Origin of the sequence: Streptomyces aculeolatus (genome assembly GCF_020400605.1) — a bacterium.
Taxonomy (GTDB): Bacteria; Actinomycetota; Actinomycetes; order Streptomycetales; family Streptomycetaceae; genus Streptomyces; species Streptomyces aculeolatus.
Genome location: NZ_JAINRD010000005.1, coordinates 15,816 through 30,803 on the forward strand (window position 1 = coordinate 15,816; position 14,988 = coordinate 30,803).

At 75.2% G+C, this 14,988-nt stretch carries 8 protein-coding genes; all 8 read left to right on the forward strand.

What is annotated here, in order from left to right; translation table 11 throughout:
• Positions 1–4: 4 nt before the first annotated feature.
• The 8 genes from LG396_RS10830 (at position 5) to LG396_RS10865 (ending at position 14,976) form a co-directional block, all read left to right on the forward strand.
• On the forward strand, positions 5–2,248 hold the full coding sequence (locus LG396_RS10830) for a serine/threonine-protein kinase (protein ID WP_225794599.1): 2,244 nt from the start codon (positions 5–7) through the stop codon (positions 2,246–2,248).
• 26 nt (positions 2,249–2,274) lie between these two features.
• The gene (locus LG396_RS10835) at positions 2,275–4,347 is read left to right on the forward strand and encodes a protein kinase domain-containing protein (protein ID WP_225794600.1); all 2,073 of its coding nucleotides are present in this window, start codon (positions 2,275–2,277) and stop codon (positions 4,345–4,347) included.
• A 199-nt stretch (positions 4,348–4,546) separates the two neighbouring features.
• The gene (locus LG396_RS10840) at positions 4,547–8,563 is read left to right on the forward strand and encodes a nucleotide-binding protein (RefSeq protein WP_225794601.1); all 4,017 of its coding nucleotides are present in this window, start codon (positions 4,547–4,549) and stop codon (positions 8,561–8,563) included.
• A 238-nt stretch (positions 8,564–8,801) separates the two neighbouring features.
• Positions 8,802–10,703: an ABC transporter substrate-binding protein gene (locus tag LG396_RS10845; protein WP_225794602.1), complete on the forward strand. Its 1,902-nt coding sequence runs from the start codon at positions 8,802–8,804 to the stop codon at positions 10,701–10,703.
• 142 nt (positions 10,704–10,845) lie between these two features.
• Positions 10,846–11,901, forward strand: coding sequence for an ABC transporter permease (locus LG396_RS10850; RefSeq protein ID WP_037743508.1), 1,056 nt, complete (start codon positions 10,846–10,848; stop codon positions 11,899–11,901).
• Positions 11,898–12,860: an ABC transporter permease gene (locus LG396_RS10855; protein ID WP_100298600.1), complete on the forward strand. Its 963-nt coding sequence runs from the start codon at positions 11,898–11,900 to the stop codon at positions 12,858–12,860. The genes LG396_RS10850 and LG396_RS10855 overlap by 4 nt, the downstream gene beginning before the upstream one ends.
• Positions 12,857–13,834: an ABC transporter ATP-binding protein gene (locus LG396_RS10860; protein ID WP_018839994.1), complete on the forward strand. Its 978-nt coding sequence runs from the start codon at positions 12,857–12,859 to the stop codon at positions 13,832–13,834. The genes LG396_RS10855 and LG396_RS10860 overlap by 4 nt, the downstream gene beginning before the upstream one ends.
• Positions 13,831–14,976 (forward strand): ABC transporter ATP-binding protein, encoded by a 1,146-nt coding sequence (locus LG396_RS10865; protein ID WP_372483486.1) that lies wholly within the window; start codon positions 13,831–13,833, stop codon positions 14,974–14,976. The genes LG396_RS10860 and LG396_RS10865 overlap by 4 nt, the downstream gene beginning before the upstream one ends.
• The last annotated feature ends 12 nt before the right edge of the window (positions 14,977–14,988 follow it).

Genomic DNA, 14,988 nt, shown 5'->3' on the forward strand with positions numbered 1-14,988 from the left:
TCCCATGGCTACGCCCCTCACCCACGACGATCCGCAGCAGCTGGGCCCGTACCGGCTGGTCGCCCGCCTCGGCAGTGGCGGCATGGGCACCGTCTACCTCGCCCGCTCCACGGGCGGGCGCACCGTGGCGCTGAAGACCATGCACGCCGACCTCGTCAGCGGCGAGGCCGGCACGACGGGTGCCGAGTTCCGCACCCGCTTCCGGCTGGAGACCGACGCCGCCCGCGTCATCGGCGACCACTACGGCGCCGAGGTCGTCGACGCCGACCCGCTGGCGGAGACGCCGTGGCTGGCGACCGAGTACGTGCTCGGCCCGCCGCTGGACGAGGCGGTCGCGGTGTCGGGGCCGCTGCCCGAGACCACGACGCGGGCGCTGGGCGCCGCGCTCTGCGAGGCGCTCGGGCAGCTGCACCGCTCCGGCGTCGTCCACCGCGACCTCAAGCCGTCGAACATCCTGCTGACGTCGTCCGGGCCCAAGGTCATCGACTTCGGCATCGCCCGCGCGGCGGGCGACGACCACCTGACCCGTACCGGCACCGCCGCGGGCACGCCCGCCTTCATGTCGCCCGAGCAGGCGTCCGGCGTCGAACACACCCCGGTCGGCGACGTGTTCGCGCTGGCCGGCGTGCTGGTCTTCGCCTGCACGGGCCACGGCCCGTTCGGCGGCGGCCAGGCCGCGGACCTGCTGTACCGGGTGCGCTACGGCGAGGCGGACCTGTCCGGCGTGCCCGCGGGGCTGCTGCCGCTGCTCCAGCGCTGCCTGGCCAAGGAGCAGGAGGCCCGCCCCGGCACCGACGAGCTGGCGGGGCTGCTCGCCGAGGGGCTGCCGGGCGGCACGGCCGACTTCGCCGACCACCTCCCGGACGCGCTGCACGCCGACATCCTGCGCCGCGCCGCCGTGGCCTGGCAGCCGCAGCCGCCGCGGCTGCCGTCGCCGGAGCAGGCCGCGCTGGAGACGCAGTTGGGCGCGGGCGGCACGGGCCCGTCGCGGCGCAAGGTGCTGGCGCTCGCGGGCGCGGGCGCCGTGGCGGTCGGCGGCGCGGGGGTCGGGGCGTGGGCGTTCCTCCGCGACGACGAGAAGGAGCCGGAGGCCAAGCCCAAGGCGAAGAAGCCGAAGGCGCCGAAGGAGCTGTGGACCCGCCCGGTCGTCGGCGGCGGCGGCGCGTTCAGCCTGGCCACCGGCGGCACCTACGTGCTGCTCCTCACCAGCGCCGGCGGCGGGCAGTTCGTGGACGCGCGCAACGGCAAGCTGCGCGGCGTCGACGACGCCGCAATGCCCTCGCTGGGTATCGTCGGCGACGACTCAGGGTTCTACGCCGTCGGCAGCCGCGACATCTCGGGTGATGGATCGTATGCCGTCTTCACCAGCGACCCGGAGACGGGCGAGCGGGAGGAACACGTCGTCCTCAAGGGCGCGGAGGTCAAGGGCACGGCCATCGAGGGCTACGAGAACGACATCATGCTGATGCGCGCGACCGCCCGCTGGGTCACCCGGGTCTACAAGGACAAGAAGACGAAGAAGCGCGTCGTCGAGAAGACGGAGTGGACCCCGCAGTTCGTGGCCGCGGACCTGAAGACCGGCGAGTTGCTGTGGGGCTTCGACAACAAGTCCCCGGACACCGGCCCCTCGTACGCGACGGCCCTGACGAAGAACGAGGCGCTCATCCGCGTCGAGTCCACCCTGACGTGCCTCGACGCGCGGACCGGCGAGGTGCGCTGGACCTGGGAGGCGCCGAAGGCGGACCGCGACGCGCTCGCGGGACTCCAGCAGTTCCCCACGGTCAAGGGCCACGTCCTCCTCGGCCTGCGCGACCTGACCGCGCTGCGGCTGTCGGACGGCGAGGTGGGCTGGACGCTCGGCAAGGACCGCGACGCACGCGCCGCGCTCGGCCCCGACACCCGGCTGTACGGCACGCCCGCGGTCAAGGACGGCAAGGCCTACGTCGTCGAGAACGGCAACGGCTTCATCGCCATCGACGGCGCCAGCGGCGAGGTCGAGTGGGAGGCCAAGGCCGACTGGGCCGGGCCGCAGGCGTTCATCGTCGCGCCCGTGGTCGGCAAGAAGTACGCGTACGTGGGCACCGGCGGGCGCGACTGGGTGCGGGCCGTCGACCTGGAGGAGCACAGGACCGCGTGGTCGTACCGGGGGCCCGAGGACAACGAGCGCCCCATGGTCCTCGAACAGGACGACGCGAAGGTCGTCCTCGTCGTCACCGCCGCCGAAGTGCGCGGGCTCCCCCTTCAGTAGGAACTTCCACCAGGAGCGGTACGTCCATGAAACCCCTCGGCACCGGAGACCCGCTGCGCCTCGGCCCGTACCGCCTCATCGGCGTGCTCGGCGCCGGCGGCATGGGCAAGGTGTACCTCGGCCGCGACTCCTCGGGGCGGCCCGCCGCGATCAAGGTGCTGCGGCCCGAGCTGGCCCACCAGTCGAACCTGGCGCAGCGCTTCGTCCGCGAGGCGCACGCCGCGCAGGCCGTGCAGAGCCCCGGTGTGGCGCGGGTGCTGGGCGCCGAGACGGAGGGCGGACGGCCGTGGATCGCCTGCGAGTTCCTCGCCGGGCCGACCCTCGCCGAGGCCGTCGAGCGGTACGGGCCGCTGGACGGCACGGCGCTGCGGGCGGTCGGCGCGGCGCTCGCGAGCACGCTCACCGACATCCACGCGGCCGGCCTCGTCCACCGCGACGTCAAGCCGCCCAACATCGTGCTGACCGCGACCGGGCCGCGCATCATCGACTTCGGCATCGCCCGCCCCGAGCACGGCCTGACGCTCACCAGCACCGGCGAGGCGCCCGTCACCCCGGGCTACGGGCCGCCGGAGCAGGTGCTCGGGCAGCGCGTGGGCCCGCCCGCGGACGTCTTCGCGCTGGGCGCGGTGCTCACGCTGGCGGCGACGGGGCAGACGGCGTACCAGGGCAGCCATGTGGCGGCCGTGCAGTACGAGGTGGTGCACGGCGAGCCGCGGCTCGAAGGGCTGCCGCCCGACCTGTACCCGCTGATCGCCCCGTGCCTGGCCAAGGACCCCGCGTACCGCCCCACTCCGCCGCAGATCGCCGCCGCCCTCGCCCCGCCGCCCGGCTCCGAGGCCGTCTGGCGGCAGGGCGCACTCGCCGACGACATCGAGGGCCGCGAGCAGGAGGCGGGCCGCCTCGCCGCACTCCCCGCGGCCGGTGACACCCAGATCCCGGGGCCCTCGCGGCGGCGGCTGCTCGTCGGGCTCGGCGCCGGCGGCGCGGTCCTGGCGGCGAGCGCGGGCACGGCCGCGTGGTGGTGGCTGGGGAAGGACGACGGCGGAACGACGGCGGCGCCCAAGCGCGACCCGTGGGCGGCGCAGCCGCTGAAGGGCTACAGCGCGAACAACGCCCCCGCGGCGCTCTGGGGCCCGGTCAGCGGGCTCAACTCCGATATGCCGATGCTGCTTCCGCTGCGCGAGATCCTGGTCGCCGCGATGGCCGACGGCAGCATCGCGGGTCTGGACATCCGCACCGGCAGGGAGAAGTGGCGCCAGGAGGAGGCCGCGGCGGCGGCCCGCGCGGCGGCGCTCGACGAGAACACCTTCGTCGCGGCGGACGCCGAGGGCACCGTGTACGGGCTGCGCGGCCGGGACCGGCGCGAGCAGTGGTCGGCGCCGGGCGCCCGGGCGGAGGTCGTGCTCGCGGCCGACGCGGACGGGGCGTACGTGACGACGAAGGACGGCGAGCTGCGCGCGGTCGGCACCGGCGGCAAGGAGCGGTGGACTGTCGGGCTGCCGGTCAAGTCGACCGTCAGCAAGCCCGCGTGGGCCGCGGTCGCCGACGGCCTGCTGGTGGTCTCGGGTTCCGACGGCAAGATCGCGGTGGTCGACACCAAGGACGGCAGGAAGGTGTGGGACACCCCGAAGCGCAGCTCCTACGCGATGCCGTGCGCGATCGGCGGGGGCTTCCTGTACGCGGGCGGGGACGGGCTGACGGCGTACGCGTTGAAGGGCGACGGCAAGCCGGAGTGGAACGTGGAGCCGAAGGGCGAGTACATCTGGAGCGCGCCGGCGCTGGACGGCGAGGTGCTCTATGCCGTGAACGACACCATGCTCACCGCCATGAACGCGAAGACCCGGGACACCGAGTGGACGGAGGAGGCGTCGACCGTCGCCCTGAGGTACCCGCCGGTGGTCCAGGGGAACTCGCTGTGGTGCGGTACGTCGTCGAATGGCGATCCCGACGCCCTGAAGGTCTACGACATCGGCAAGGGCAGGGTGGCGTGGGAGGATCGCCGGACGTCGCGTGAGCGGGACGACTGGACCATGGCCGCGGCGAACAACCGGGTGTTCATCCTCTACACGGGGTCGCTGACCGCAAACCCGGTGTTCTGACCGGCTGTCGGGGGCACGGCCCGGGCGGGTGCGCCGCACCCGCGGCGGGGCCGGTGTTCTGAACGGTGACACATCCGTTGCCGATTGCGACAGTCCGGCCTGCCGGCGCGCTCGGTCCTCCCCTTAGGGTGGGAGAAGCACACGGCACCGGGCATGCGCCGGCATGACCGCCGTGCTGCGAGGGGATTCGGGAGGCACAGTGAGCAGCGATCGGGACGAGAACGGCGCGGGCCGGACCAGCCCCGATGTCGAGCGGACCGGCACGGAGCAGGAGGGCACGGGCGAGTTCACCACCAGCCCTGCGCCCACCGCCTGGTACACCCAGGGGGTGCCGCCGCCGAGCACCGGGCACGACGAGGAGGCGGGCACCGGCTCGTCCCAGTCCGGCTCGGCGATGCCCCCGTTGCCCAACGGCTTCACCGCCGCCCATGCACCCGCCCCGGGACCGGTGCCGGAGTCGATGACCCCGCCGCCGTTCCTGCTGACGCTGCCGGACGAGCCGCCGGAGACCGGCACGGTGCCGGAGCCCCGGGCGGCGGAGGAGTCGCCGGCGGCCGCCGCCGCGGACCTGGCCGCGGACGCCGACCGGGACGACGACAGGGACGGCGCGCAGGACGACGACGACCAGGACGAGGCGTACGCGGCGGAGGACGACTCCCCGCCGCTGACGGCGGCGACGGACCCGGCCGCGGTGGCGTTCGCCGCGCTGCCGATGGCTCCGGCGGCCCCCGGGGCCGAGGCGGACGACGACGAGGATGCCGGCGGCGTGGCCGCGGCGGAGTCCGAGGACTTCACGTCGTCCCCGGCGAGCGCGCCGAGTTGGTACGGAGGCGGCGCCTCCGCGGCGCCGGCGGCGTACGACGAGCAGGACTCCGGCTCCGCCGGTGCCGGGACGGACGACGAGTCCGCCGGAGCCACGGCGGAGTCCGCGGACGCGACGGTCGGCGCGGACGACGACGGTGGCACCGGTGCGGAGTGGTCCGCCGCCGAGGCGTCCGCCGACGACGGCTCCGCGTCCGGCGCCGACTGGCCCGCCCTCCCGGAGGCGGCCCCCGCCGCGGAGGCGGACGAGGCCGACCGGGACGACGACACGTGGCACAGCACCGACTCGGGGTCGGGCTGGCCCTTCCCCTCCGCGAGCACGTCCGCGGACGGGACCGAGGACGACGACGAACCGGCCGCGGCCACCGCGGACACCGACGGGACCGACGAGGCCCCCGAAGCGGAAGCCGGGGCATCCGGCACCGACTGGCACAGCACGGCAGCGCCGTCCGCGGACACGGGTGCGGGCGAGGCGTCCGACGCGGGTACGGGCTGGCCGTTCGCGTCCGCCGCGGAGGCGGACGACGGCGAAACCGCCGAGCCCGCCGCAGCCGCCGAAGCGACGTCGGTGGACGCGACCGGCGCTTCGTCCGGCGGCCACTGGCGCAGCAGCGTGCCCGAGGCGGACACCGAGGAGCCCGCGGAGTCCGGCTCCGCGTGGCCTTCGTTCGCCGGCACTCAGGAGGCCGCGGACGCCGGGACCGACGCGGCCGCGGACGGCACCGACGAGGGCCCCGAGACCCCGGCGGCCGGTGCCGCGTGGCCGCCCGTGCCCGAGGCGCTGCCCGCCGCGGAGCCGGACACCGGTGACGCGCCCGCGGCCGACGCGGCCTTCCCCGCACCGCAGTTCGCGCCGCCCCCGCGGCCGGAACCTGACGACGCGAGTACGCCCGCCCCGTACCGGGACGACGCCACGCGCACGCTGACCCCGCTCGTCGCCCACGCGCCGCCCGCCGCGGCGCAGGACGACCGCGACGACAGCGACGGGACCGACGAGGCGCGCGGCGACCAGGACAAGGGCGACGTGGTGAGCGGCGCGACGATGCGCTTCTCGCCCGCCTCGCTGCGCGCGCAGGCGGCCGAGGTCCAGGACCGTACGCCCGCGGACGACGAGCCGAACGACGCCGTGCCGACCGCACCCGAGGTGCAGGACCGGGTGCCGGCCGACGCCGCACCCGCCCGCGACGACGAGCCGCAGGACGCGCCGCCGCAGGCCAGCCCGTACGCGACGGACCGCGCGCCGGCCGGCGCGAACCCGTGGGCGCCCGCGCCCGCCCCCGACGCGTCCGCCTCGCCGACGGCGCTGCCGCCGCTCCCCCCGCAGTTCCCCGCCGCCGAGCAGCAGCGCCCCCCGGCGTCGGACCTGCCGTCCGGCCCGCCGCCCGCCGCCGGCGCACCCTGGCAGTCGCCCGCCGCGCAGCCGGCACCGGAGCAGGCCGCGCCGCAGCCTCCCGCGGCTCCCCCGGCGGCGCCCTCCGCCCCGCCGGGCGCCGTACCGCCGCAGCAGCCGTACCAGGCCCAGCCCGCTCCGGGCGCCGTCCCGCCCGGCGCCCCGGCGCCCGGCACCGCCCCGGAGTCCGCGGGCGCCTCCCCGGCGCCGTCCGCGCCGCCGGCCGGCGCCCACGCCCCGGCGCCCCCGGCCTCGGCCGCTCCGGCCGCCCCGCCCGGCGCCCCCGGCGCGTACTCCGCGCCCGGCAGCCGGCTCCCGGCCCCGCACACCCCGCCCGCGCCCGCCGCCGCCGGCGAGGCGCCCCGCTCCGGGCCCGCCGCGGAGCCGCCGCCCGGCTGGACCGTGGCGTCGCCCTCCGGCGTGCCCGTGGCCCCGGCCGGCCAGCACCCCGACTCCCGCGCCCCGCAGGGCGGTTACGGCTGGCCCCAGCCGCCCGGCGCCCAGCCCGGACAGCAGGGCCAGCCCGGACAGCCCGGACAGCCCGGACAGCAGAGCCTGCCCGGCCAGCAGAACCAGCCGGGCCAGCCCGGTCAGCCGGCGCAGCCGGGCCAGCAGCCCGGTCAGCCCGGCGCCTACCCGGGTCTCCCCGGCCAGCCCCAGCAGCAGGCCCAGCCCGGCCAGCAGCCCGGCTACCCCGCCCAGCAGCCCGGCCACCAGCCTCCCGGCCTCCCGCCCGCCGGCGGCTCCCCGTCCGGCCCGCCCGGCCAGGGCGCCCTCTCCCCCGCCACGTCCCCGGCACCGCCCGCCCAGCCCGGTGGCGACCCGCGGTCCGGCGGCTGGCCCGAGGTCACACCGGAGCAGCGCCGCCAGCCGGTGCACAACGCGCCCCTCGGCTACACCGCCGCGGTCGAGCTGTCCTCCGAGCAGCTGCTGCACGACAAGCACAAGCCGCAGCGCAAGTCGGAGCGCGGCGGCCTGTCCCGGTTCAAGCTCGGCGGCAAGGCGGCCGAGGAGGAGCGGCAGCGCAAGATCGCCCTCGTCCGCACGCCGGTGCTGTCGTGCTACCGCATCGCCGTGATCTCCCTCAAGGGCGGCGTCGGCAAGACCACGACGACCACCGCGCTCGGCGCGACCCTCGCCGCCGAGCGGCAGGACAAGGTCATCGCGATCGACGCCAACCCGGACGCGGGCACGCTGGGCCGCCGGGTGCGCCGCGAGACGGGCGCCACGATCCGCGACCTGGTGACGGCGATCCCGTACCTGAACAGCTACATGGACATCCGCCGGTTCACCTCGCAGGCGCCGTCCGGCCTGGAGATCCTGGCCAACGACGTCGACCCGGCGGTCTCCACGACGTTCAACGACGAGGACTACCGCCGCGTCATCGACGTGCTCGGCAAGCAGTACCCGGTGATCCTCACCGACTCCGGCACCGGCCTGCTCTACAGCGCCATGCGCGGCGTGCTGGACCTCGCCGACCAGCTCATCGTCGTGGCCACGCCGTCCGTCGACGGCGCGTCCAGCGCCAGCACCACGCTGGACTGGCTGCACGCCCACGGCTACGCCGACCTGGTGTCGCGGAGCATCACGGTCATCTCCGGCGTCCGCGAGACCGCCAAGATGATCAAGATCGACGACATCGTCAACCACTTCAAGCAGCGCACCCGCGCGGTGCAGGTGATCCCGTTCGACGAGCACCTGTCGGCCGGTGCCGAGCTGGACCTGACGATGATGCGGCCGAAGACCAAGGAGGCGTACTTCAACCTCGCCGCGCTCGTCGCCGAGGACTTCACCCGCGCCCAGCAGGCGCAGGGCCTGTGGACCGGCGAGGGCGGCCAGCAGCCGCCGCACGCGATGCCGCCGCTGCCGGGCCAGGGCGGCGGCGCGGACGGCGCCGGCGGCTACGGCGCGGGCGGGGGGTACCCGGGCGGCGGCGGCTATCCGGGTGGTGCGCCCGGCACCGGCCCGTCGCAGGCGCAGTCAGGACCGAGCCCGTACGGGTGACGCGTCGGCGGCACCCACCGGCGGCCCCGGACGGGAGCCCGCCCGGCCTGCCGCCATTGGGTTGAACCAATGAGGCCCGCAGCCTTTTTGAAGGCGCGGGCCTCATTCGCGTTTCAGCCGGGTATCGCCCTCGTACAGGCCGGTCACGGTCGTTGACATGTTTAGACCAACCTCGCTAGACAGACCCGACCCCAGGCCGGTCAGCCGGCATCCCGCCCCCTTCAGCCCGCGAGGTGTCATGCAGCCCACCGACGAGAACGCCCCGACACCCGGCCCACTCCACCGACCGACACCCGCCGCCCGCGCCGGCCGCCCCGGCCGCCGGCTGCGCCGCGTACTCGGCGCGGGCGCCGCGGCCCTCGCGCTGATCGCGGCCACCGCCGCCGGCCCGGCCGCGGCCAAGTCCGCCCAGGACGACGGCGGCGACGGCGACGGCGACAAGGCCGTCCTGACGGCCGCCGTCGCGCAGAGCGTCGACTCCCTCAGCCCGTTCCTCGCGGTCACCCTCGTGGCCACGAGCCTGAACCGGCTGATGTACGACTCCCTCGTCAACTACGACGTCAAGACACAGGAGCCCATCCCGGGGCTGGCCGAGAAGTGGGAGCCCTCGAACGCGGGCAAAACGTGGACGTACACCATGCGCGACGGCGTGAAGTGGTCCGACGGCAAGCCGCTGACCGCCGAGGACGCCCGCTGGACGTTCCACACGATGATGACCGACGAGGCCGCCGGCGCGGCCAACGGCTCGTACGTCGCCAACTTCGCGAAGGTCTCGGCGCCCGACGCCCGCACGCTCGTCGTGGAGCTGAAGGAGCCGCAGGCGACGATGAACTCGATGGACCTGCCGATCGTGCCCAAGCACGTCTGGCAGGACGTCGAGGACCTCGGGAAGTTCAACAACGACTCCGACTTCCCGGTCGTGAGCAGCGGCCCGTACATACTGACGGGCTTCAAGACCGACTCGTACGTCACCTTCGAGCCGAACCCGGACTTCTGGCGGGGCAAGCCGAAGTTCGACGAGCTGAGGTTCAAGTACTACAAGGAAACCGACGCCGCCGTCGCCGCCCTGCGCAAGGGCGAGGTGTCCTTCGTGCCGGACCTGACGCCCGCGCACGCCGCGTCGCTGGAGGGCCAGCCCGACATCAAGGTCAACGACGGCCAGGGCCGGCGCTTCTGGGCCATCGCGACCAACCCCGGTGCCCGGGACGTCAAGGGCCGCAAGTTCGGCGACGGACATCCGGCGCTGCTCGACCCGCGGGTGCGCGAGGCGCTGTTCCTCGCGGTGGACCGCGAGGTGATAGTGGACAAGGTGCTGCAGGGGCACGGCGTCGAGGGCGAGGGCTACATCCCGCCGCGCTTCGGCGACTACCACTGGAAGCCGTCGGCCGAGCAGAAGATCGGCTACGACCCGGCGAAGGCGGCGCGGCTGCTGGACCAGGCGGGCTACAAGCTCAAGGACGGCAAGCGCGTCGGCAAGGACGGCAAGCCGCTGGACCTGCGGATGCTGTGCCACTCCACCGACGCCAGGGACAAGGCGGCGGGCAAGTTCCTGGAGGAGTGGTGGGGCGCGCTGGGCATCGGCCTGGACCTGCAGTGCCTGGACAACGTCGGCGACCCGTGGGTGGCCGGCGAGTACGACCTCGCCTTCGACGGCTGGTCCGTCAACCCGGACCCGGACTTCGTCCTCGCCATCCACACCTGTGCCGCGCTGCCGGAGTCGGAGGACGTCGTCGGGCAGACGGACAACTTCATCTGCAACAAGGACTACGACCGGCTCTACGCGGAGCAGCTGGCCGCGTACGACGACCCGGGAAAGCGCGCGGAGATAGTCCGGGAGATGCAGTCGGTGCTCTACGACACCGGGTACATGAACGTGCTGGCGTACCCGAACTCCGTGGAGGCGTACCGCACCGACCACATCGAGTCGATCACCGCGATGCCCGCGGGCAACGGCAACATCTGGGGCCAGGACGGCTCCTGGAGCTGGGCCACCGCGGTCCCCGCCGCCGAGGCGTCCGACGACGACGGCGGCTCGGCGATGGGCGTGGTGCTCGGCGGCGGCGCGGCGGTCGCGGTGGTGGTCGCGGCGGGCGTGGTCTTCACGATGCGCCGGCGGGCGACCGCGGAGGACCGCGAGTAGCCCGTACGCACCCTCGCCCCCGGGGCGTCCGGCGCCCGCCGCGCCGGGACACCCCGCCGGACCGCACCCACCGCCCGACCGCACCCACCACCCCACCCCGCGCCACGCACCCCCGGACGGCACCCCCAGCAAAGCGAGGGCCATGTCTACGGCAGACCCACCCGTCACCTCCGCCGCCGTGAAAACGGCGCCCGACGCCCGCGGCGCCGCGGGCAGTTCCCGCCGCGCCTACCTCAGCTACGTGGCGGGCAAGCTCGCCGGCGCCGCGGTCTCCCTCTTCGCCATCCTCGTCACCAGCTTCTTCCTCTTCCGGATCATCCCCGGCGACCCGGTCAAGACGATGACGCACGGCCGCAAGGTCGACGCCGAGCAACTCGCCGCGCTGCGCCGCCACTACGGTCTCGACCTGCCGCTGTGGGAGCAGTTCACGCAGTACGTCGGCGACGCGCTGACCGGCAACCTCGGCGACTCGTACCAGTTCAACGAGCCGGTCCTCGACCTCATCCGGGAGCGCGTGCCGGCCACCCTGCTGCTCACCGGCACGGCCGTGGTCCTCTACAGCGCGCTCGGCCTCTGGCTGGGCACCCGCGCGGCCTGGCGGCACGGCGGGCTCGGCGACAAGGTCAACACGAGCGTCGCGCTCACCCTGTGGTCGGTGCCGCACTTCTGGCTCGGGATGCTGCTCATCATCGTCTTCTCCGTCGGCATCGGCCCCATCCCCGGGCTGTTCCCCACCGGCGGCATGGAGTCGGGCGGCGAGCACGGCATCGCGTACGTCGTGGACGTGGTCCACCACATGTTCCTGCCGGTGCTCACCCTCGTGGCCGCGTGCTACGCGCAGACGCTGCTGGTCATGCGCTCCTCGCTGCTCGACGAGATGGGCAGCGACTACCTGACGGCCGCCCGCGCCAAGGGGCTGCGCGATGACCTCGTACGCCGCCGGCACGCCGTGCCCAACGCGATGCTGCCGACGATCACACTCGTCTTCGTCAACCTCGGGTTCATCGCGGCCGGCTCCATCCTGGTCGAGACGGTCTTCTCCTGGCCGGGCCTGGGCGGGCTGTTCTACCAGGCGCTGAGCGTCCCCGACCTGCCGCTGATCCAGGGCCTGTTCATCGTCTACGCGGGCTCGATGATCCTGGCGAGCGTGGTCGCCGACCTGATCTATCCGCTGTTCGATCCCCGGGTGGGCCGATGAGTACGGAAGCACTGGGCAAGGACCCGGGCCCGGAGCCCGCCTCCCGGCCCTCGGCGGAACCCGCCGCCGCCGACCCGCGGGCGCTGGCCCGCGCGCGCCGGCGCCGGTCGGCGGCCCGCTTCTGGCGCGCGTACCGCAGGCAGCGCGCGGGGCTCGTGGGCCTCGTCGCGCTCGTCGTCATCGCGTTCGTGGCGCTGGCCGCGCCGCTGCTCGTCGGCGCCGACGCCGACAGCGTCACCGACGCGCCGGGCACGGCGCTGGAGGACCCCAGCACCGAGTTCCCGCTGGGCACCGACCAGTTCGGCCGCTCGGTGCTCGACCTCCTGGTCCACGGCGCACGCATCTCGCTCACCGTCGGGCTGCTGGCCGCCGCGCTGACCGTCGGCATCGGCACCCTCGTCGGGATGGTCGCCGGCCACTACGGCGGCTGGCTGTCCGGCGTGCTCATGCGCGTCACGGACTTCTTCCTCGTCATGCCGACGCTGGTGCTGGCCATCGTGCTGGCGACGGTGATGTCCCGGTCGGTCACCACGGTGATCATCGCCATCGGCGTGGCCGCCTGGCCCAAGACCGCCCGGCTGGTCCGGGCCCAGACGCTGGCCATCGAGGCACGCCCGTACGTCGAACGCGCCCGGGCGCTCGGCGGCGGCCACACCCACATCATGCTCCGGCACGTGCTGCCGAACGTGATGCCGCTGGTCCTCGCGCAGACCACGCTGGTCATCTCCGAGGCCATCCTCACCGAGGCGACGCTCGCGTTCCTCGGCCTCGGCGACCCGCAGGTCATCTCCTGGGGCGGCATGCTCCAGGACGCCCGCGAGGCGGGCGCGATCAGCTCCGGGCACTGGTCGTTCCTGGTGCCGCCGGGCATCGCCATCGCGGTCGTCGCGCTGTGCTTCACGCTGTCGGGACGCGCACTGGAATCCGTGCTCAACCCGAAGCTGGGGGTGGCGAAGTGACGCTCCTCGACGTGCGCGACCTGCACGTGACGTACGGAACGGGCGCCGCCGCCGTCCCCGCGGTGCGCGGCGTCGACCTCGGCCTGGAAGCCGGGCAGAAACTCGGCCTCGCCGGCGAGTCGGGCTGCGGCAAGTCGACCCTGGCGCTGGCACTGCTGCGGCTGCTGCCGCGCTCGGCGCGGCTCTCCGGGGAGATCCTGCTCGACGGCGAGGACGTGCTCACCATGTCGTGGGGGCGGCTGCGCGCGGTGCGCTGGGCGGGGGCGTCGATCGTCTTCCAGGGCGCGATGCACTCCCTCAACGCCGTCCACCGCGTCCGCGACCAGATCGCCGAGCCGATCCTGCTGCACCGGCTGGAGACCTCGCCGGCCGCCGCCCGGCGGCGCGCCGAGGGGCTGCTGGAGCAGGTCGGACTGCCGGCCGCCCGGGGCGGCGCGTACCCGCACGAGCTGTCCGGCGGACAGCGGCAGCGGGTGATGATCGCGATGGCGCTGGCGTGCGACCCGCGGCTGATCGTCGCCGACGAGCCGACGACGGCGCTGGACGTGATGATCCAGGCGCAGATCCTGCGGCTCATCGAGCGGCTCGTCGCCGACCAGGGCATCAGCCTGCTGATGATCAGCCACGACCTGGCGGTGCTCTCCGACACCTGCGACCGGCTGGCCGTCATGTATGCGGGCCGGATCGTCGAGGAGGGCCCGGCGCAGCGGGTGTTCACGGCGGCGGAGCACCCGTACAGCGGCGCGCTGGCGGCGGCGTTCCCGACCGTCGGCCGCGCCGCGGACCGCCGCGCCCCGCAGGGCCTGCCCGGCGACCCGCCGGACCCGGCCCGGCTGCCGCCGGGCTGCGCGTTCCACCCGCGCTGCCCGGTGGCGCTGGAGACCTGCGCGGCGGACGACCCGCGGCTGCGGGAGGCGGGCCCGGGGCGGCGGGCGGCGTGCGTACACGTGGACAGCGTCAAGGAGGCACGGTGAGCGGGGAGTCGGCGGAGACGGCGAAGACGGCGGCCGTACGCAAGGAAACGGCGGACGCCCCGGACGCGGCCCGCACGGGCGGCACGGCCGGGGAGGCGGACGCCGGCGTACGGAAGGACACGGCCGCGGCGCCGGGACGCGACCACGGCGCCGCCGCCGGGCCGCTGCTCGCCGCCGAGGGCCTGAAGGTCGTCTTCCCCGGCCGGCACGGCGCACCCGCCGCGCGGGCCGTCGACGGGGTGAACCTGGCCGTCGGCACGGGCGAGATCGTCGCCCTCGTCGGCGAGTCCGGCTGCGGCAAGACCACCCTGGCCCGCGCGCTCCTCGGCCTGGTCCGCCCCACCGCGGGCGCGGTCTCGTTCCGCGGCTCGCGGCTGGCGTACGGCAGCCGGGCCCTCAAGGCGTACCGCCGGCGCGTGCAGCTCGTCCTCCAGGACCCCAGCGGGTCGCTCAACCCCCGGCACACCGTCTACGACGCCGTCGCCGAGGGCCTGCGCATCCACGGCCACCGCGGCGACGAGCGCGCCGTCGTGGCCTCCGCGCTCTCCCGCGCCGGGCTGCGCCCGCCGGAGCGGTTCTTCCTGCGCTACCCGCACGAGCTGTCCGGCGGGCAGCGGCAGCGCGTCGTCATCGCCGGCGCCCTCGTCCTGGACCCGGAGCTGATCGTCGCCGACGAGCCGGTGGCCTCGCTCGACGCGTCGGTGCGCGGCGAGATCCTGGCGCTGCTGCTGCGGCTGCGCGACCAACTGGGGCTGTCCGCACTGGTCGTCACGCACGACCTGGGGCTCGCGTGGAACATCGCGGACCGGGTGGCGGTGATGTACCTGGGCCGGATCGTGGAGGCGGGGCCGGTGGAGGAGGTGCTGACGGCGCCGCGGCACCCCTACACGAAGGCCCTGCTGTCGGTGCTGCCGGAGTCGGGGACGCCGCCGGTGGTGCTGACCGGGGAGCCGCCGGACCCGGCGCGGATCCCGGGCGGGTGCCGGTTCCACGCCCGCTGCCAACAGCTCGCCTCCGGCGAGGCGGCGAAGGCGGGCGTGGCCGACGCCTGCCGCGGCACGGACCTGCCGGTACTGGACGGAACCACCCCGGGAGTGGCCTGCCACCTGAACGCGACGCCGGCGGCGGCACCGCCGGGATAGCACCGCCGCCGG